The organism is Flavobacterium sp. RSP15 (assembly GCF_003968755.1).
Lineage (GTDB): Bacteria > Bacteroidota > Bacteroidia > Flavobacteriales > Flavobacteriaceae > Flavobacterium.
Genome location: NZ_RYDL01000014.1, coordinates 47,733 through 68,693, shown reverse-complemented (window position 1 = coordinate 68,693; position 20,961 = coordinate 47,733). Strand labels below are relative to the sequence as shown.

Sequence of the window (20,961 nt, the reverse complement as noted above, 5' to 3'; positions counted from 1 at the left end):
GCCTCTAAACGGGCTCATACCCAATTATTTTCCACTCTTTATTGGACAAATCGATATAGTAATAATTCACGACATCTTTTTTATCAAATTCACCATTTTTATTAGTGTCTTCAACGGTCCTAAAATACAAACGATTCTTAGACCCGATCAATTTCCAATCGATCAATTCCTGAAAATCGGGTGACATCTTTGTGAACTTCTTGCCGCTAATTTCACTTAAATACAAGGCCTTAATATCGCTTGTATCTAGTTTTCCGTCTTTATTAGTATCCACATCGACCATCGTATAGACCATAATCTGGTTATTGGTTTTATCAGCAACGGACTTCAAATACGTCGCTGTTTGAATCAAAACAGGTTTGTCTGTCAATTTCCTGATGGAATCCGAATCTACTTTTTGAAATTTTAAATTTTGCAAAAAACCGGTGATTTCAAATTCACCATAATTAGAAATCGTAAAACTTAAATCATTTACACTCGAAGATCCATATCGCGCTTTAGTTCCTCTTTCACGGATACTTAAATCGGCCACAGGATGAATCAAATAATCCGTCCCTTCCATTTGCAATGGTAAGTCAGCAATTTGTATTTGAGTAGAATCCACTCGGGCAATTACCTTTGCTTTGCTCGTTCCATCGTAAGTTACTTTAGGTTTTTCAACCTCTTCTTTACAACTGGTCAAAAGCAGAACGGCTATTCCTATAAGAGTGATCTGTGTTTTTTTCATGATGCTGTGCTTTAAAATTCAAATATAATCATTTTTAAAAAATGACAATCGTATTCCGTTGTCGATTTATCTAATTAAAATGGAGTCCGACTTTTATCTAAAATACGACATATCGCATACTACTATAATTTAACACTCAATTTCACATTAAAAACTCTGGTCGTCATATAATTTGGAATTGCATACTGATTTTTAGAATATACATCGCGAACCCAAGTATTCGTAATGGCATTTTGATTGTCAAAAAGATTAAAAATTTCCAATCCTACCGCCAACTCTTTAAAATCTTTAAACCAACCCGTATTCTTTTTTACTGTTGTGTTGTCTATAAAAACTTTAGAAAAACCTACATCCACACGGCGGTAATCATTCAATCGGTTTTGGTATGCATAAGGATCTGCATAAGACGGCGAACCTCCCGGCAGTCCCGTATTATACACTAAATTCAAATACAATTTAATACTTGGAATATTGGGCATATAATCCTGAAACAACAGACCAAATTTTAATCTCTGGTCTGTTGGTCTTGCGATAAAACCCTGGTTATTGCTATTTTCCTCTGTTTTCAAATACCCAAAACTAAACCATGATTCGGTTCCGGGAACAAATTCCCCGTTTAACCGAATGTCTACTCCTTGCGCGTACGCTGTAGCATTATTATTAGCAGCATACCTAATGCGCACATTGTCTATTGTATAGGTATTTACATCCGACAGTGATTTGTAGTACAACTCAGATATTAGTTTGAAAGGGCGATTCCACATCTTGAAACTAAAATCATTCCCAATCACAAAATGAATGGATTGTTGCGCCTTGGTATTGGGCTGCACCAGTGCATCTGCATTTCTCAGTTCCCTGTAAAACGGAGGTTGATGGTATAAACCTCCGGAAAGTCTAAAGATCATATCGAGCTGCCAATCCGGCTTTATGGCAAATTGTGCTCTGGGACTAATCGTTATTTGGGATTTACCAATTATAGTAGCACCTGATACTTCCCATTGATGCAGTCGGACTCCGGCATTATACCAAACTTCACTCCTGCCAATAGTGCTTTTCAAACTCCATTGGCCATAGCCTGAAAATCTATTGATCGAATTAAAATTAGTCGCACGAATGTCTTGGTAGGGCACTAACGGTCCTGTGTAAGGCGAGTAGGGCTGGTCGTTTTTAGGCAAATCAATAACAGGTGGATTCAACGAGAAACCGGCTGAATCGATTACCTCCCACTCTATAATTCGATCCCGGATGGATTCTCGTGTATACTTTATTCCCCATTCAAATTGGCTTTCTTTCCAATCCTGAAATCCTTTTATTTCCGTATTAACGATCAGTGCATCTAAGTCATTTCTGGCATGATTGAGCTGGGAGCCAATTCCTCTTGTAAAAGCGACTTCGCCATAGGTTTCAGAACCAATACTGGAATCCACTTCGCCTAAGCGATATTGGGCAAAAATATCAAAATATTCTTGTTCTAAAGTATGAAAAACAGAACCAATAAATTTCAACGTAAAATTATCCGAAACGTTAAAGGTCGTTTTCACCGCGCCGAAATACGTGTCGTACTGATCCTTTTCCTGTCCTTCATAGAAAACAGAAAGACGCATTGGATTATCTATAGTTCCAAAATTAGTTTGTCTGGTTAATGGTTGATACTGGTATTTGTTTTGGGAAATATTACCTAAAAAACTCCATTGCCATTTCGCCGAAGCATTATAATTTATATTGGTTTGAATATCTGCAAAGGAAGGTGTGAAATTTGTTTGTGTTTCCTGGCTATTCACCAGAAGACTGTTGTTGCGGTAGCGGACTCCCGTAACCGCAGACCATTTTTTATCTTTGGAAACCACATCTACAGAAAGGCTTCCGCCAAGAAGACTCGCTTCAAGGCTTGCGCCAAATTTAATCGGTTTTCGATACGTAATATCTAAAACCGAGGATAATTTATCTCCAAACTTCGCTTGAAAACCACCCGCTGAAAAATCAACATTTTGCACTAAATCCGTATTGGTAAAACTCAACCCTTCTTGTTGCCCCGACCGAATTAGAAACGGACGATAGACTTCAATTTCATTCACATAAACTAAATTCTCATCGTAATTACCACCGCGTACGGCGTATTGCGTACTCAATTCGTTATTTGAGTTTACTCCCGGCAATGTTTTTAAAATATTCTCGACACCCGCGTTAGCCCCAGGAATTTTTCGGATCATTTCTGGTTCAATTGTAGTAATTCCCTGGATCTGTTTTCTGTTATTTGTTGTTATAATAACTTCTCCCATTTGCTCCTTCCGATTCGTCATTACAGGGTTGAACTCTCTTTCCTCTTTTGGTTCCAATACAAAAGTCACCGTTATTTTTTTTAGAGAAACATGTGTAAAAACAAGCGTAATTTGCTGATTACCAGGGACTTTTAGTGCATAAAATCCATTTTGATTGGAGCTTGTTCCACTACCGGAATACGAAACATTTACGCTTGCCACAGGCTGGTTGTTTTCATCCAAAATCACCCCTTTGATCCTAGCCGTTTGGGCGGCTGCAGTAAGGCTCAGAAGAAAAAAAAAGAATACAGGTAATAATCGATTCGTGCTCAAATGGTTTGGCTTTTATTATTTTTGACTTCTAAAAAAACGCATTTCAAAGGTAGTTGAATTTCCTACATTATCCGTCACTATCACTTTTAAATCATTGGCGCCTTCTGCAACAATCCCATCACTAAAATAATGAGTAATTTTTCTGGTTTTATTATCATATTCAAACAATACCCATTTTCCGTTCAAATACCCATTGTATGATTTGATGCCTGACAAATCATCAGATATAGAAAGCTGAATCGTTTTTTGTGTACTGATCCATTTTCCCTCTACAGGTGTATTCATGGTGATTTTAGGAGCAACGGTATCAGAAACCAAAGCATATTTGCCCAAAATTTTGACTTTGGTGCTAAATACGTTGTCTTTTCTATATGTCGGATTGTAATTTGTAGATTTTCCCTCGATTCTGCCAATAAACATTTTCTCTCTTTGCAGTTCCGTCGCTTTTGTGTCTTCAATAGAAACAGTAAAATTACTATGGGCAGGAACGGTGTCATCATGCAACCATAAAATGTCGTTTTTTACATCAAAATTTATATTAAAATCATCGTAAAATGTTCCCGCAGGAAAGAAAACTGACATGTTCTCTAAAGCAAAATTGCTATCTACGTTAGCGTTCACAAAATAATTTGACACCGCAGGTTCCGGGCTTATAACCGTTGGCAATAAATCATATTGAATAGGAATCGCTATTATTTTTTTGTTTCCAAAGAAATCTGACACTTCAATGCGATACAACGAAGCTAAATTTGGCGTTATTTGCAACACACCTTTATTTTCATCGGCTTGAATAATGCTCAAATTATACGGAGTTTCCATAAAAAGTTTCTGAACCCGTTGTTGCGTTTTTTTATATCTGGGATAATCAATCAAAGCATTAATGTAACGCATCTCATCAAAGGAATAGGTATTGAATTCATACCCAAAATTTGGTTTCCCATTATAAAAGGAGTGCACCTTGTACACTCCGTTAACATTAAACGAGACATCATCACTATCAGAAGCGGAAATACCAAAACCAATCACGCCATTTGCGGTTACTTTATCAGACAGGTATGTCCCATCTTTTTGTAACGAAACATTGAGGGCTATTGGTCGTTTGGAATGGTTAACTGTTGTTTTTGAATCCAAAGGGTACACGTAAACGGCTGAAACAATTGGTTTTTTAGTGTCTTTTAAATATGTATCGTAGCCAAAAAGCATGGGATTGATTATGAACTCCGTTTTGGAATCTCGAAATTCAAAATGCAGATGAGGACCTTGAGAAGATCCTGTATTACCAGAAAAAGCGATAACATCCCCGTTTTGAACCTTCATTTCATCGGGTTTAAAAAACATTTCAATTTCAAAGGATTCCTCTTTATAATGGTTGTTTTTGATGTAGCTTTCAATGGCACCATTGGCCATTTTTAAATGCCCATAAACGGATGTAAAACCATTAGGATGATTAATATAAATTGTTTTTCCATTACCAAAAGTAGAAATTTTTATTCTGGACACATAACCATCGGCTACTGCATACACCTTGAAACCCTCCTTTTGCTGGGTTCTTAAATCAAATCCTGCATGAAAATGATTGGGTCGCAATTCTCCAAAATTCCCTGACAATTGCATCGGGATGTCTAATGGAGACCTAAAATAATCTTTGGGATACTCCGCTTGCGCAAAAACAAAGTTGCAAAAAAATACTAAATAAAGAGAAAATTTCATTGTTTACATTTTTGCTAAGGTAAAAAAAAGTATGCAAAAACAGTTCTAAAAAAAAACAGTTACTAATCATTTGTTTAACTGTTGTTTAACTAAAAAAATGCAAAAAAAATAATAAAATATTGCAAAATTAAAAAGGAATACTAACTTTGTATGATTATGTAATGAATTAGAATATATAATGAGTGCAATTGCAGAAATTATTGATACTCTTGAAAATAAAGTTGAAAGACTTTTCATAAAAATGAAAGGTTTGGAACAAAACAATCAAGATTTAAGAAACGAATTAACAAAAACTGCAGCCATAATACTAACTCAATCACAACAGATTGAGGCCTTAAAAGCGCAGTATGAAACACTCAAAGTAGCGAATGCATTACTAGGCAGTGACGATAATAAAAGAGATACCAAGTTTAAAATAAATTCATTAATTCGCGAAATTGATTATTGTATAGCCCAGCTATCAGACTAATAAAAGATATGGACGAAAAGCTTAAAATTAAAATATCAATTGCAGACAGAGTCTACCCGTTAACGGTTGATCTTTCGCAGGAAGAAGGACTGAGAAGCGCTTCAAAAAAAATTGATAAAATGATAAAGCAATTTGAAGAAAACTATGCCGTACGTGATAAGCAGGATGTTTTAGCAATGTGTGCCCTGCAATTTGCCTCACAAACGGAACAAAAACAAATTGATAATGCAATTGATGGAGAGGAAACCATTGAAAGAATTAAAAAAATCAATGCGATTTTAGATCAATATCTCGACAAATAAACGTTCTTTACAAAAACTAAGATACTGCCTACATTAGTTCACATTTGGTAAACTCAACACTAACAATTTAGAATGAGCAAATCATCACTACTAAAGCATGCCACGCCCCGGCGAGGAAACTTGAACAGTGAGTTAGCTCAAAACTTGTCTTTCCGAGTTTATTCAACACAACTAATGTAGGCTTTTTTATTTATAAATTTTAACAAACATGGACAACATATTAACGATTATTATTACGGGAATTATAGGTATTGCAGGCGGTTTTGCCATCGCAAAAATGATAGAAAAAAGCAATATCTCTAACTTGATTAAGAATTCAAAAAAAGAAGCCGCATCGATTCTTAAAGATGCCAATCTTGAAGCTGAAAATATAAAGAAGGATAAAATTCTTCAAGCGAAAGAAAAATTTATTGAATTAAAATCAGAACATGAGCAAGTGATCCTTTCTCGTGATAAAAAAGTCGCTGAAATAGAAAAAAGAGTTCGGGACAAAGAATCTCAAATTTCAAATGAATTATCAAAAGCTAAAAAAGTAAATGATGATTTTGAAGCAAAAACGGTAGAATACAACTCTAAAATAGACGTTTTAGACAAAAGACAGGCTGAAGTGGACAAACTTCATAAGAGTCAATTGCAACAATTGGAAGTAATCTCCTGCTTATCCGCTGAGGAAGCGAAAAATCAATTGATCGAAGGACTAAAAGCCGAGGCGAAAAGCAAAGCAATGTCTCACATACAAGACACGATTGAAGAGGCGAAACTTACAGCACAACAAGAAGCTAAGAAAATAATCATCAACACCATTCAAAGAGTTGGAACCGAAGAAGCAGTAGAAAATTGCGTTTCAGTATTCAACATTGAATCTGATGATGTAAAAGGACGAATCATAGGTCGTGAAGGTAGAAATATCCGTGCATTGGAAGCAGCTACAGGAGTAGAAATCATTGTAGATGACACCCCAGAGGCGATTATCCTTTCCTGTTTTGATCCGGTTCGAAGAGAAATTGCACGTTTGGCACTACATAAATTAGTGACTGACGGAAGAATTCACCCGGCTCGTATTGAAGAAGTAGTAGCGAAAACTGCCAAACAAATTGACGATGAAATTATAGAAGTGGGTAAACGTACCGTTATAGACTTAGGAATTCACGGATTACATCCTGAATTGATTAAAGTAGTAGGACGCATGAAATACCGTTCTTCTTACGGACAAAATTTATTGCAACACTCCCGGGAAGTTTCTAAACTATGTGGAATCATGGCAGCTGAACTTGGCTTAAACGTAAAACTGGCTAAAAGAGCTGGTTTATTGCACGATATTGGTAAAGTTCCAGATGCTGAAAGTGATTTACCACACGCTTTATTAGGAATGCAATGGGCTGAGAAATACGGTGAAAAAGAAGAGGTTTGTAACGCCATTGGTGCTCACCACGACGAGATAGAGATGAAATCATTACTATCCCCGATCATTCAGGTTTGTGATGCTATTTCAGGTGCAAGACCAGGAGCAAGAAGACAAGTCTTGGATTCTTATATACAACGTCTAAAAGATCTTGAGGAAGTAGCGTACGGCTTTATCGGTGTGAAAAATGCTTATGCCATTCAAGCTGGTAGAGAACTTCGGGTTATCGTAGAGAGCGAAAAAGTTTCGGATGAAAATGCGGCTAACTTGTCTTTTGATATTTCACAAAAAATTCAAACAGAAATGACCTATCCGGGCCAAGTTAAAGTAACCGTAATTCGGGAAACAAGAGCTGTGAATATTGCTAAATAATTTATTCCCATTATAAGAAACAAAAAAACTTCTCCATACGGAGAAGTTTTTTTTTGCACTGAAAATGCGGTTTTTAAAAATTATTTATCTCTTGGTAATTTTCGTTTTAGGAAACATCAAAAACCATAATTACTTTTTATATCATTTAAATGCGATTATAATTTAGATTTTATTTTTATTCAAACATAAAAAAAGTATCAATTTTATAAAATTTCAACTAAACTAAACTAACCCGTTGGGTACAATTGTTTAAAACGTCAGTTCGAGTGTTTTTTGTAAAGTAAAACGCAACAAAACTTCTCGATACGCTTCGCACTCGAAGTGACGTGTATCGAGAACCGTTTTTAATACTAATTTTCTAGTTCTCGATATAATCCCGCCTAAAAGCGGGATCACTCGAACTGACGAAAATTTCCATCAAAAACTAATTACACTCAACAGGTTAAACTAATAAAAATATTACTTTCTTGGGTGAAAAGTATTAAGAACCTGAGTAAGAAATGTTCTGTCAAGGTGTACGTATATTTCCGTTGTGGTGATTGATTCATGACCAAGCATCAATTGTATTGCACGCAAATCAGCCCCGTTTTCTAAAAGGTGAGTGGCAAAAGAATGCCGCAGGGTATGTGGACTAATTGTTTTGTGCAACGCTATGACTGACGCTAAATTTTTGATTATCGTAAAAATCATGGCTCTTGTCAATTGGCTTCCCCTTCTATTTAAAAACAAGGTGTCTTCAAAACCTTTTTTTATATTCAGTTGATTTCTTTTTGTATCCCTGTAGATAGTGATGAATTTTTGAGTTAAATCCCCAATGGGTACAAAGCGCTGTTTGTTTCCTTTTCCGGTAACTTTTATAAAACCCTCTTCAAAAAACAAGTCGGACATTTTTAATGCCACTAATTCCGAAACCCGAAGCCCACAACCATAAAGGGTTTCCATCATAGCGCGATTACGTTCCCCTTCATTAGAGGTCAAATCAATGGCTGCAATAAGAGTATCGATCTCATCAACAGATAAAATATCTGGAAGTTTTCTGCCCGTTTTGGGTGTTTCTATAAGTTCTAATGGATTATCTGTTCGATAGTCCTCAAACATTAAATAACCAAAAAAACTTTTAAGACCAGAGATAATTCGGGCTTGTGAACGGGGATTCACTTCTTTTGAAACACTGTAAATAAACTGTTGAAGTATTTCTTCATCAATTTGAATGGGTGAAACTTCCATTTTATTTTCAGTCAAAAAAAGACACAATCGTTGTACATCAAACGAATAATTTTCTATTGTGTTGTGAGACAAACCGCGCTCAATTTTTAAGTACGATTGATACCTTTTTATGTAAGCACTCCAATTCATAAACACAAAGTAACACTTTTATTCATTACAAAACCTTCCAAATTGAGAGGCTTTTGAATGTAACTATGCAAACTTTAGAAATGCAATGCAAAACCCATATTAAATTGAAAATTTGAATCATAAAACGATTTGTTAACCGCATTATTGTAGCGAATACCTGGTTCCATACTTACATTTTTGCCAAGAAAAAAAGCGTACCCTGCTTGAAAACCAATGTAGGCAGGATTTGCATCTGTATCGCCAAAGCCTACACCATTATAGGAAATCTCGACCGGAATTTTACTTTTAAAATAATACTTCAATCCTAATTTATACGCAATTGGGTCCGTGAGAGTACTGACACCATCGTCGCCATAACCTAATCCCACTTTAATTGCTAAGTTATCTTTAATAAAATAACCCCCTTCAAGCCCTATATTATAGGCGGTAACACCATCAGATGTTTTAAAGTACAACGAAGTATTGCCTACCTTTTGCCCAAAACCTGTATTTGCTTCAATTAACCATTTTCCTTTAGAAACTTGATTTCCTTGTATTTGTAATTCATTTTCTTGAGCTTGAGCAACTAAAAAAGCAAAAAAGGCAATACCGCACAGCATAATTTTTTTCATGTTGATTTGTTTTTATTGGAATGAAAGTAGATAACGCTAAATAATTTATACGATTTTTATTACAAATTAACTTTTAAAATTGACAGTATTTTTCTTCACATAAAAAATATAATTATAAATTTACAAATACACAACGCACTCAATTATAACATTTTAATCCAAACTAACCAAGAATAATAATTAAAAAAAATAACTATTATTCCTATTAACAAAATGTGGACTAATTTTTGATTAGAGAGAAGACAACAATAATAATCAAACAAAACAGTTTATAATACATGCTCTCATTAAATTAATTAAAAAAAAAATTATGAAAAAAATAATTCTAGTTGCAGTCGTTCTTCTTGCCGCGTCAGTAGACATGCAAGCACAATTGATCAAGTTTGGGTTTAAAGGGGGTTTAAATTACGCCAATCAATCAGGAACTGATATCACAGTAAACAGTGATAATTACAACACTGATGCGATTACCAGTTATCATGGGGGTTTAGTAGCTGAACTTAAATTGACAGATGGTTTTTCGATACAACCCGAATTATTGTATTCCACTCAGGGAGCAACGTATAAAAATGCTGTCGATGAGTTCAAAAATGAATTAGGGTATTTATCTATTCCTGTTATGGCTAAATTTCATTTCAACAAAACAGTCAGTTTAGATCTTGGACCACAAGCTTCATTCCTATTGAGTGAAAGAAATGAATTTGATGTAAAAAATGCAGAAACTTTTGAATTTGGAGTAGCCGGTGGTTTAACTCTAAATGTAACTAAACACATTTTCCTTCAAGGTCGTTATGTGTTAGGATTAACTGAAGCTTCAAAACAAGCAGAAGTTAAGAACTCTGTTCTTCAAATTTCAGCAGGATTTACATTCTAGAAAAATAAAAAATTAAATTTATTAAAACCGTTCTATAAAGTGGAACGGTTTTTTTATTTTTACCAAAAACTGGAATTATGAAATGAGCATATCGGTAATGTAATGAAAACCAGATAAGCCACATGGGAATTCGATATTCAAATAAAAAACAAATAGCAACTACTTATGAAAATTAGTATCATCAATGGACCGAACCTCAATCTTCTGGGTCAACGCGAGCCTTCAGTTTACGGAAATCAAACTTTTGAAGAATATTTCACTACTTTACAAATTAAATACCCAGCAATAGCATTTACTTATTTCCAAAGTAACATTGAAGGGGAATTAATTGATAAAATTCAGGAATTTGGTTTTTCATTTGATGGCATTATCTTAAATGCCGGAGCGTATACACATACTTCCATAGGAATTGGCGACGCTGTAAAAGCCGTCACCACTCCAGTGGTTGAAGTTCATATTTCGAATACGTTTTTCCGTGAAAGTTTTAGACATCAATCCTATATTTCTGGAAATGCCAAAGGTGTTATTCTGGGTTTTGGTTTAAAGAGTTATGAGCTGGCAATTCAGTCATTTTTGTAGTATCACAATAAAATAAGCAATTAGATAAATCTTTAACAAATAATTAATACGCTCTTTTGTAACTTCTTCTATTTTTGTGAAAGAAAAAACTTTCATGAAAAAATACTACTTTCTACTGCTTTTATTAGTTTCATTTGTCAGTACTGCACAAATAAAAGGAACCGTTTCGGACGAAAAAGGAAATCCCTTGCCTTTTGTGACTATTTTTCAGGAGGACACCTATAATGGAACCACTTCAAACGAGCAAGGAAACTATGAATTCAACTTAAAGAAAAAGGAAAAACAAACAGTTGTCTTTCAATTTTTAGGTTTTAAAACCCAGAAAGTACTTATACAAACAGACAAACTCCCTTATTCGTTGCACATCAAAATGATCGAAGAAAGTTTCTCGCTGAACGAAGTAATCATCAACAAAAAAAATAATCCGGCTTTAGCGATAATAAAAAGTGCCATTGCCAGCAGAAAACAAAACACCAAAAAAACAAATCGATTCAATGCTGACTTTTATTCTCGCGGTATTTTTAAACTGAAAAATGCCCCAAAAAAAATATTAGGCCAAAAAATTGGTGATCTTGATGGCGCACTGGATTCTACCGGAACCGGAATTATTTCCTTATCTGAAACGTTTTCAAAAATAGCATTTGAGAAACCCAACAACTTGAAAGAAGTCGTTACGGCCTCAAAAGTAAGTGGCAGAGACAATGGCTACAGCTACAATACGGCTACATCTTCATTCTACGATTTTTATGACAACACCATCGATTTTAGTGTCCAAATGATTTCTCCAATAGCGAACAACGCGTTCAACTACTATAATTACACCTTAGAAAGCACTTTTTTTGACGAGAATACAAACATGATCAACAAAATAAAAGTGATTGCAAAGCGCGACAGTGAACCCGTTTTTGAAGGGTACATTTATATAGTGGAAGACTCCTGGGCGATTTACGCCGTTGATCTGGATATAAAAGGCTACCGAATAAAAGAAGAATTTCTGGATGTGATGACCTTAAAACAAAATTTCAGTTACAACAACAGCAATAAAATCTGGGCCAAAAATACCCAAAGTCTCGAAATCACAGCAGGTGCTTTTGGGATAAAATTTACCGGAAAATACAATTACGTGTATAGCAATTATGAATTCATAAATGCTTTTGCACCCAAAACATTTACAAATGAAATTACGAGAATCGAAATAAATGCCAATAAAAAAGACAGCTTATTCTGGACTACCAACAGACCCATTCCGTTAACAAATGAAGAAAGCACAGATTATATTAGAAAAGACAGCATTTACAAGGTCCGAAATTCCGAAAAATACTTGGATTCAGTAGACACAAAAGAGAACAAGTTCAAAATCTTGAAGCTACTGAGCGGCTACACCTATAAAAACAGTAGCGAAAAATACAGTTTTAGTTATGAAGGATTATTAAATCTTGGTTCATTGAGTTTCAATACGGTGCAAGGATATAATTTTGACTCAGGATTTAAATACACCAACTGGAAAAATCAGGAAAGTAAAGGAATCTACACTTCCATAAGTACAAAACTCAATTACGGTTTTGCCGAAGATCGTTTGCGTGTCACCGGACAATTTATCCACCGGTTCAACAATCAGAATTATGCCACTTTATATATGACAGGAGGCAGTTCTGTAAAGCAATTTAATCCGAATGAACCCATCAGTAAAGTAATAAACACGATCAGTTCCCTAGCATTCAAGAACAATTTTATGAAGTTGTATAATCTGGAATCAGCGGCAATTGGCTACAACCAGGATGTTGCAAATGGCGTGAATCTAAATGGAAAGATAGAATACCAGCAACGCAAACCACTATACAACAATACGGATTTTTCTTTTTTTAACAAGGACGATTTATACACTTCGAATAATCCGTTGGCACCAAATGATTTCACCACTCCCGGTTTTGAAAAACATCATTTAACGAAAATTAATTTGCTGGCAAAAATCAATTTTGGAAACAAATATTCCTCCCGTCCCGATGGAAAATTTAACATCCGAAATGAAAAATATCCAACTCTTTATTTAGGCTATGAAAAAGCAATTGCGGCTAATGAAAAGAAGTATGAGTTTGACCATTTCAATACCCGATTGACGTATGATTTGACATTGAAAAATAAAGGTGTTTTAGGGTTGAATCTAAAAGCGGGGAAGTTTCTGAATGCAGATAACATTGCTTTTATAGATTACAAGCATTTTAATGGCAATCAAACCCACATTGGGCAGTCAGCGCGCTATTTGAATGTATTTAACTTACTGCCGTATTACTCAAATAGTACAAACGACAGCTATTTTGAAGCCCATTCGGAATACAACGACAAAGGCTATATCATGAATAAAATACCTTTATTGAACAAACTAAAATCAACTTTGACACTGGGTGCTCACGCGCTGTCTACGCCAAACAACAAACCTTATACTGAAATTACAGTTGGGTTAGACAATTTAGGTTTTGGTAAATTTAAAATGCTCCGTATCGATTATGTTCGTTCGTACCAAAATGGATTTCAAGGAGACGGCGTAGTATTTGGGCTCAAATTTTTGAATATATTGGAGTGAAAAAGAATCTATTTGTCAGTTGCAGTACAGTCGGAAAATATAACGGCATCTCGACTGCGCTCGATGTGACAAAAACATAACGAATTAAAAAAAGGCACTCGAAAATAGTTTTGGTGTCTTTTTTAGTTTTAACATACACCACAATATTAATCATTTGGCTCCACATGAATCAGCACCTGTCCCAATTCCGGAATTTCCTCTAGCAAAGTGTCCTTTAGTTTATGAGCCAGATCGTGTCCTTCTTTCACGGTAATATTAGAATCGACCGTAGCATGCAAATCTACATGATATTGCATGCCGGCTTTTCGAATAAAACATTTCTCGGTATCGATAATTCCGTCAACCTGAATGGAAACCATTCGGATTTGAGCTATTAAATCATCGTATAAATGCTCGTCCATTATTTCGCCCAAAGCGGGTCTAAAAATAAGGTAACTGTTATAAAGTATGAATCCCGAAGCAAAAAGTGCAGCCCAATCATCCGCAGATTCGTAACCATTTCCTAAAATCAAGGCAATCGAAATTCCAACAAATGCCGCCACAGAAGTTATGGCATCACTGCGATGGTGCCAGGCATCAGCTCTTAGTGAGGAACTATTGGTTTGAATGCTTCTTTTCATCACCAGTCGAAACGAATATTCTTTCCAAATAATAATTGCAGCCAGAACGAGTAATGTCCATGGTTTTGGTAATTGATGTGGCGTTCCAATATTTACAATACTTTCATAGGCAATAATTGTAGCCGAAGTAATCAAAAAACCTACCACCAGAAAGGTAATCAAAGGTTCTGCTTTACCATGTCCGTACGGATGATTTTTATCCGCTGGCCTGTTAGAATATTTAATTCCGAACAAAACCAAAAAAGAAGCAAAAATATCAGTCGTTGATTCAATTGCGTCTGCAATTAGTGCATACGAATTTCCGAAAAAACCGGCTAATCCTTTGATAATAGCCAAGCAAGTATTCCCTATAATGCTAAAATAAGTTGCCTTGATCGCTGTTTGTTCGCTTGACATGCGCTTTGTTTAAAGATGAAATAAAAGTAAAATCGTTTAAGTAAACCGAATTAAATTTTAGATTTAAATTCTTTCTGGCTTACTTAAACGAAAATTTTTATGATTTATGTTATTTATGCACGTACAATATTTGCACCAATAGCCCTCAATCGTTCGTCAATACGTTCGTATCCTCTGTCGATTTGTTCAATGTTTTGAATTGTACTCGTTCCTTTTGCGGAAAGCGCAGCAATCAATAATGAAATTCCCGCACGAATATCCGGTGATGACATTGTGGTGGCTTTGAGCTGCGATTTGAAATCATGCCCCATCACAACTGCTCTATGCGGATCACACAACATAATTTTTGCTCCCATATCAATCAGTTTATCCACAAAGAACAATCTGCTTTCAAACATTTTTTGGTGAATCAAAACATCACCTCTTGCCTGAGTGGCAACTACAAGCACGATACTCAATAAATCCGGAGTAAATCCGGGCCAAGGTGCATCAGCAATTGTCAAAATAGAACCGTCAATATCTGTTTTTACTTCATATCCATCTACGTGAGCAGGAATGTATATATCATCGCCACGACGTTCCAGCGTAATTCCAAGTTTTCTAAAGGTAGTAGGAATAACACCAAGGTTGTCCCAGCTGACATTTTTTATTGTAATCTCTGATTTTGTCATGGCAGCCAGACCAATCCAGCTCCCAATTTCAATCATATCTGGAAGAATTCTATGCTCGCAACCACCTAAACTTTCAACTCCTTCAATAGTCAATAAGTTAGACCCAACTCCAGTTATTTTAGCTCCCATAGAGTTCAACATCTTACACAATTGTTGCAAGTAAGGTTCACAAGCTGCATTATACACTGTTGTTTTTCCTTTGGCCAAAACGGCAGCCATAACAATATTTGCGGTTCCGGTTACGGAGGCTTCGTCTAATAACATATCGGCCCCTTTTAACCCTTCTGCTGCTTCAACGCCATAAAAGTGATCTTCTCTGTTGTAACGAAATTTAGCGCCCAGATTGATGAATCCTTCAAAATGCGTATCCAATCTTCTGCGACCTATTTTATCACCACCTGGTTTTGGGATATATCCTTTTCCAAATCGTGCCAAAAGTGGTCCAACAATCATGATGGAACCTCTTAAAGAACCGCCTTCTTTCTTGAATGCTTCGGTTTCCAGATACTCTATATTCACTTCATCAGCTTGAAAAGTATACGAGCCTGACCCATTTTTTTGAATTTTTACTCCTAAATTTCCCAGAAGCGTAATTAGTTTATTGATGTCAATAATATCAGGAATATTATTGATAATTACTTTTTCAGGTGTTAAAAGAACGGCACATAAAATTTGTAACGCTTCATTTTTTGCCCCTTGTGGCGTGATTTCTCCTTTTAGACTGATGCCTCCTTCTATTTTGAAAATTCCCATTTTTTACAGTTATGAGTTATAAATTATTAGTTATAAGTTAAAAAGTTACGAGCTAAAAGTAATAGAACAAAATTCAAAACTTATAACTCCAATTTATAACTGACTTACAAAGGTTTCCTATTTTGGTTCTTGTGAATCGGATTTGGTTTTCCTGTTTTTGTATTCTTATTGCTAAGAATTTTGGGTTGTCCTACCGGCAATATTTTATTCGAAACCCGCTTATTGGTTCGTAATAAATCAGTGGTATTTAATAATTCCTCTGAACTTTGAATCAAATTCAACTTGCCATCAGAGAGTTCAAATAAATGTTCAAAAATGACATCATCTTTTACTGTGTCTTTGTTCCAACTCAAATATGATTTTTTCATGTGATTGGCAATTACTTTCACCAAGGCACTTTTCATATCGCCATCTTCCCATTTATTGGCCACATCAATCATGTATTTTATGTTGTTGCCATAATACCTGTATTTGGGGAAATTCTGAGGGTAACTCAACACATCCGGTTTCAGTTGCAAAACTTCGCGCGAGGGAATTGGGTAGGGCGAATCCGCCACTAGTTTAAAATCAGACATTATAAAAATTTGATCCCATAATTTGTGTTGAAAATCAGGAACATCACGCAAATGCGGATTCAAGCTGCCCATGACCTGAATAATGTATTTTGCCGCTTTATTGCGTTCTACATCATCTTCTATTTTAGTAGCCTGATCAATTAATTTTTGCAAATGACGGCCGTACTCGGGAATAATCAAATGCGATCGCTCTGCATTGTATTCCAAATGATGCACGACATCGTTCGCATTTTCTTTACTATATTTTGAATTCATATTCGAATGTATATTTTTTTTTGATTTAAGTGTTTTCTTTTCGAATAGTGGAATCATTCGAACACCCATCCCAATTTTTTATATCTAAAGAGAAATAATGCCTTTTATTATAGAGACTTCTTGGTATTTATCTACTATTTCTTGTGCGTCTTTCACAGTCACATCAACAGATATGCTGGTAAATTTTCCAGTCTTGGATTTTGTGGTTTTGATAACCGCTCCCATGCAATCAAAAGCCAACTCAACACGTTCTACATTATCACTTTCTGTTGGCACAATAAATTTAAATAAGTATTCTGCTGGCCATGTATTGCTCATATCCAACTCTACTTTTAATCTATCGTAAAATTCTTCCGTCTTCTTATCCATTTTTTATTTAAAAATAAAGGCAAATATACGGTTTCAAACGTGAATTATGAATTTTGAAATATGATTTTTTGTTTAATCGCACTTTAACCGCAATGATTTTTTCAAATCCCAATAAGTTTAAGTAAATTTGCCCTTATTTTTTAAAAGTGCAGAAAGAAATTATAGTTATCATTGGCGGTCCAGGAACCGGTAAAACTACTATCATCGATGGATTGATAGCTCAGGGACATTGTTGTTATCCCGAAATTTCCCGGGAAGTAACATTGGAAGCAAAAAAACAAGGAATCGAGCAATTATTCCTGGAAAAACCACTGTTATTCAGCGAATTGCTTCTTGAAGGGAGAAAAAAACAATTTCAAAATGCTTCCAAAGAAATCCACGACATTGTATTTATAGACAGAGGAATTCCAGATGTTTTGGCCTACATGCATTACATAGGCGATAGTTATCCTGCTACTTTTGATACGGCCTGCCGCGAACACGCCTACTCAAAAATATTCATACTCCCGCCTTGGGAAGAAATTTATATCAGCGACCACGAACGTTATGAAAACTTCGAACAAGCGAAACTCATCTACAATCATCTTACTGAAACCTATGAAAATTATGGGTACAAACTCATAGAAGTTCCAAAAGATACGATGGATAACCGAATTCTTTTTATCTTAGATGAAATTTCCAGATAGTCTGCAGGTTTAGGATTTATGCTTTGGACTGTTTTTCAATGAAATGAAATCTATACTCTATGCAAGAAGCAGAAGCTATTCTTCAAAAATATTGGAAGCACAACAAATTCAGGTCACTGCAAAAGGAAATCATTGATTCCGTTTTAAGTGGTCAAGATACTTTTGCACTGATGCCAACAGGCGGTGGAAAATCAGTTTGTTTCCAGATTCCGGCAATGATGAAAGAAGGCATTTGCCTGGTTATCTCGCCATTGGTAGCGCTCATGAAAGATCAAGTCGCCAATTTGCAACAGCGAAACATCAAAGCCATAGCGCTGACAGGCGGAATTCGATCCGAGGAAATGATTGATTTATTAGACAATTGCCAATTCGGAAATTACAAATTCCTTTATTTATCGCCAGAGCGTCTTCAATCCGATTGGATTTTAGAACGAATAAAAAATCTTCCCATCCATTTAATCACAATCGATGAAGCGCATTGCGTTTCCCAATGGGGACATGATTTTCGACCAGCTTATTTAAAAATTTCAGAACTAAAAAAGCATTTTCCAACAGTACCATTTTTAGCCTTGACCGCCACTGCAACGCCAAGAGTCAAAGAAGATATCATCGCAGAACTGGGACTACATAAACCACAGATTTTTGAAAAATCATTTGCCAGAGAAAATATTGCTTATATGATTTTTGAGGTCGAGGATAAACTGTTCCGAATCGAACAAATCCTGAAGAAAAATCCACAACCTTCCATAATTTATGTACGAAACAGGAAATCGTGTCTGGATATTTCCTCTCAATTGAATTCATTAGGATTTAAAGCTACGTATTATCACGGCGGACTTTCGTCCAAAGAAAAAGATAAAAACATGGAATCCTGGATGAATGAGGACGTACAGGTTATTGTGGCAACCAATGCTTTTGGAATGGGAATTGACAAAGCCAATGTAAAAACGGTCATTCACATTCAGCTTCCGGAAAACATGGAAAATTATTATCAAGAAGCCGGACGTGCGGGTAGAAACGGAGAAAGAGCTTTTGCGGTTTTATTAACCAGCCCCTCTGACATCATTCAGGCTCAAAGCCAATTTATCACTATTCTTCCTGATAAAAAGTTTTTGAATCTCATGTATATCAAGCTTTGCAATTATTTTCAAATCGCTTACGGAGAAGGAATCAACGAACAGTTTACCTTCAATTTGCATCATTTTTGTTCAAAATATGAATTCCCAACCTTAAAAACGTATCATGCAATGCAATTCCTGGACCGACAAGGAATTATTAGCCTGTCTCAAGAATTTTCAGAAAAAATCACCATGCAGTTTCTTATTTCCTCCAAAGAAGTGATTCGGTATATGAGTTTAAATCCAAATGACGAGGAAATTATTTTAGCCATTTTGCGCACCTATCCGGGAATTTACGAAATGCAAACTGCATTCAACCTGCAACTGATTGCTAAAAAATCAACCCATAAGGAAACTGAAATTCAGGCTGTTTTACATAAATTAAAAGAAAAGAAAATTATAGAGTACCATTCGAAAAATAATGACGCCACATTAATTTTCAATGAAGTTCGGGAAGATGACAGAACCATCAATCGAGTTTCGAAGCATTTAGAAAATCAAAATCAGTTAAAAAAAGAACAGCTTCAATCCGTAATTCAGTATATAAGTGAAAAAAAAGTATGCAAAAATAAGTTGATTCTAAATTATTTTGGCGAAAAAACAACCGTTGATTGCGGCGTTTGCTCCTTTTGCATTACTAAAAAAATAAAGAAAAAAGAGGTATCGGTGCTTTCCAAAGAAATAATTGCGTTATTACAAGCAGAAGATTTAAACTCAAGAGACATTCAAAATAAAACTAAAAATAGTCCGGACGAAGTTATCTTTGTACTTCAGGATTTACTAGAAAACAACACAATTTTGGTTAAACCAAATAATAAATATACTTTACGATCATAATGGAAAAATTACGAATAGTTTTTATGGGTACGCCTGAATTTGCCGTGGGAATATTAGACACGATACTGAAAAACAACTACGAAGTTGTGGGTGTCATTACAGCTGCAGACAAACCCGCAGGTCGCGGACAAAAATTAAAATACTCAGCAGTAAAGGAATACGCACTGGCCAATAATCTAACTTTATTGCAGCCTTTAAACCTAAAAGACGAAACTTTTTTAGCTGAATTAAAAGCGTTGAATGCTAATTTGCAAACTGTAGTTGCGTTTAGAATGTTGCCAAAAGTAGTTTGGGAAATGCCCTCTTTCGGCACTTTTAATCTTCATGCTTCGCTCCTGCCGAATTATCGCGGCGCGGCACCCATAAATTGGGCAATCATTAATGGAGAAACTAAAACGGGTGTCACCACTTTTTTTATCGATGATAAAATTGATACGGGCGCAATGATTTTAAGTTCGGAAATCCCAATTGATGAAACCGAAAATGCGGGACATTTGCATGACCGATTAATGGAATTAGGAAGCCAGACCGTCATTGACACTTTGGCACTGATCGAAAAAGGAAGTGTATCAACAGTGATTCAAAAAGATACTGCCAACACCAGAACAGCCTACAAACTCAACAAAGAGAATTGCAAAATAGACTGGACAAAATCAGCGCCGGAAATAAACAATCTGATACGAGGTTTGAGTCCGCACCCAGCGGCTTGGAGTTATTTTGGCGACAAGAACGAAGAGTGGAATGTAAAGCTATACGAAGCCAAACTAATCACTGAGGAACATAATTATGCTGTCGGGAGTTTAATTTGCACCAAAAAAGAAATGAGGGTAGCTGTAAAAAAAGGATTTATCCAAATACTTACTTTACAGTTTCCAGGCAAAAAGAAAATGAATACTTCTGAATTTCTGAACGGGATTGTATTTTCTGTTGACGCAAAAGTCTATTAACACCAACAAAAAGGGCACCTCATACACTTTAACAAGAAACAATCTTTACTTTATCAACAAAAAAAATAAGTTATCAACAAAATACTCTAAATTAACACAAAACGCTTGCAAGGAACGTATTTCCTACTAAATTTGTGTATTAACAATTTTTTTTAACCAA

Annotated in this window: 18 protein-coding genes; 9 read left to right on the top strand and 9 right to left on the bottom strand. The window is 35.5% G+C overall.

Annotated elements, in window-relative coordinates; translation table 11 throughout:
* Window positions 1–4: 4 nt before the first annotated feature.
* The 3 genes from EKM00_RS12855 to EKM00_RS12845 all read right to left on the bottom strand — a co-directional run bounded on the left by EKM00_RS12855 (window position 5) and on the right by EKM00_RS12845 (window position 5,028).
* Window positions 5–727: a hypothetical protein gene (locus EKM00_RS12855; protein WP_126516451.1), complete on the bottom strand. Its 723-nt coding sequence runs from the start codon at window positions 725–727 to the stop codon at window positions 5–7.
* Between the two features lie 122 nt (window positions 728–849).
* A complete protein-coding gene (locus EKM00_RS12850) occupies window positions 850–3,318 on the bottom strand; it encodes a TonB-dependent receptor (protein WP_233592296.1) in 2,469 nt (822 codons plus the stop codon).
* A gap of 15 nt (window positions 3,319–3,333) precedes the next feature.
* Window positions 3,334–5,028: a M23 family metallopeptidase gene (locus EKM00_RS12845; RefSeq protein ID WP_126516450.1), complete on the bottom strand. Its 1,695-nt coding sequence runs from the start codon at window positions 5,026–5,028 to the stop codon at window positions 3,334–3,336.
* Window positions 5,029–5,206: 178 nt separating this feature from the next.
* Here EKM00_RS12845 and EKM00_RS12840 point away from each other — a divergent pair, with 178 nt between their 5' ends.
* The 3 genes from EKM00_RS12840 (at window position 5,207) to rny (ending at window position 7,573) form a co-directional block, all read left to right on the top strand.
* The gene (locus tag EKM00_RS12840) at window positions 5,207–5,497 is read left to right on the top strand and encodes a hypothetical protein (RefSeq protein WP_126454406.1); all 291 of its coding nucleotides are present in this window, start codon (window positions 5,207–5,209) and stop codon (window positions 5,495–5,497) included.
* Window positions 5,498–5,505: 8 nt separating this feature from the next.
* Window positions 5,506–5,799: a cell division protein ZapA gene (locus tag EKM00_RS12835; protein WP_126454408.1), complete on the top strand. Its 294-nt coding sequence runs from the start codon at window positions 5,506–5,508 to the stop codon at window positions 5,797–5,799.
* Between the two features lie 208 nt (window positions 5,800–6,007).
* Window positions 6,008–7,573, top strand: a complete 1,566-nt coding sequence (gene rny, locus EKM00_RS12830) for a ribonuclease Y (protein WP_126516449.1) — start codon at window positions 6,008–6,010, stop codon at window positions 7,571–7,573.
* 459 nt (window positions 7,574–8,032) lie between these two features.
* Here the strand turns inward: rny and xerD are convergent, their stop codons facing one another.
* Together xerD and EKM00_RS12820 are read right to left on the bottom strand one after the other, a co-directional pair.
* The gene (gene xerD, locus EKM00_RS12825) at window positions 8,033–8,929 is read right to left on the bottom strand and encodes a site-specific tyrosine recombinase XerD (RefSeq protein WP_126516448.1); all 897 of its coding nucleotides are present in this window, start codon (window positions 8,927–8,929) and stop codon (window positions 8,033–8,035) included.
* Between the two features lie 74 nt (window positions 8,930–9,003).
* Window positions 9,004–9,540, bottom strand: coding sequence for a hypothetical protein (locus EKM00_RS12820; RefSeq protein WP_126516447.1), 537 nt, complete (start codon window positions 9,538–9,540; stop codon window positions 9,004–9,006).
* A 310-nt stretch (window positions 9,541–9,850) separates the two neighbouring features.
* Here EKM00_RS12820 and EKM00_RS12815 point away from each other — a divergent pair, with 310 nt between their 5' ends.
* From EKM00_RS12815 to EKM00_RS12805, 3 genes are all read left to right on the top strand, one after another.
* Entirely contained in the window at window positions 9,851–10,414 is a 564-nt protein-coding gene (locus EKM00_RS12815) for a porin family protein (RefSeq protein WP_126454416.1), read from the top strand.
* A 165-nt stretch (window positions 10,415–10,579) separates the two neighbouring features.
* The gene (aroQ, locus tag EKM00_RS12810; RefSeq protein WP_126516446.1) at window positions 10,580–10,993 is read left to right on the top strand and encodes a type II 3-dehydroquinate dehydratase; all 414 of its coding nucleotides are present in this window, start codon (window positions 10,580–10,582) and stop codon (window positions 10,991–10,993) included.
* A 94-nt stretch (window positions 10,994–11,087) separates the two neighbouring features.
* Window positions 11,088–13,574 (top strand): DUF5686 and carboxypeptidase regulatory-like domain-containing protein, encoded by a 2,487-nt coding sequence (locus EKM00_RS12805; RefSeq protein WP_126516445.1) that lies wholly within the window; start codon window positions 11,088–11,090, stop codon window positions 13,572–13,574.
* 146 nt (window positions 13,575–13,720) lie between these two features.
* Here EKM00_RS12805 and EKM00_RS12800 read toward each other — a convergent pair whose 3' ends face one another.
* The 4 genes from EKM00_RS12800 to EKM00_RS12785 form a co-directional block, all read right to left on the bottom strand.
* On the bottom strand, window positions 13,721–14,590 hold the full coding sequence (locus tag EKM00_RS12800; RefSeq protein WP_126454422.1) for a cation diffusion facilitator family transporter: 870 nt from the start codon (window positions 14,588–14,590) through the stop codon (window positions 13,721–13,723).
* A gap of 113 nt (window positions 14,591–14,703) precedes the next feature.
* Window positions 14,704–16,014: a UDP-N-acetylglucosamine 1-carboxyvinyltransferase gene (gene murA, locus EKM00_RS12795; RefSeq protein WP_126454424.1), complete on the bottom strand. Its 1,311-nt coding sequence runs from the start codon at window positions 16,012–16,014 to the stop codon at window positions 14,704–14,706.
* A gap of 104 nt (window positions 16,015–16,118) precedes the next feature.
* Window positions 16,119–16,844 (bottom strand): DUF4290 domain-containing protein, encoded by a 726-nt coding sequence (locus EKM00_RS12790; protein ID WP_126454426.1) that lies wholly within the window; start codon window positions 16,842–16,844, stop codon window positions 16,119–16,121.
* Window positions 16,845–16,928: 84 nt separating this feature from the next.
* On the bottom strand, window positions 16,929–17,213 hold the full coding sequence (locus tag EKM00_RS12785; protein ID WP_126516444.1) for a DUF493 family protein: 285 nt from the start codon (window positions 17,211–17,213) through the stop codon (window positions 16,929–16,931).
* Between the two features lie 146 nt (window positions 17,214–17,359).
* Between EKM00_RS12785 and EKM00_RS12780 the strand changes: the two genes are divergently transcribed.
* From EKM00_RS12780 to fmt, 3 genes are read left to right on the top strand one after another with little or no spacing between them, the layout of a single operon-like run.
* Window positions 17,360–17,899, top strand: a complete 540-nt coding sequence (locus tag EKM00_RS12780) for an AAA family ATPase (RefSeq protein WP_126454430.1) — start codon at window positions 17,360–17,362, stop codon at window positions 17,897–17,899.
* A gap of 59 nt (window positions 17,900–17,958) precedes the next feature.
* Window positions 17,959–19,854 carry a RecQ family ATP-dependent DNA helicase gene (locus EKM00_RS12775; protein WP_126516443.1) on the top strand — a complete coding sequence of 632 codons (1,896 nt, stop codon included), beginning with the start codon at window positions 17,959–17,961 and terminating at the stop codon, window positions 19,852–19,854.
* Window positions 19,854–20,801: a methionyl-tRNA formyltransferase gene (gene fmt / locus EKM00_RS12770; protein WP_126454434.1), complete on the top strand. Its 948-nt coding sequence runs from the start codon at window positions 19,854–19,856 to the stop codon at window positions 20,799–20,801. The genes EKM00_RS12775 and fmt overlap by 1 nt, the downstream gene beginning before the upstream one ends.
* Window positions 20,802–20,961: the final 160 nt, after the last annotated feature.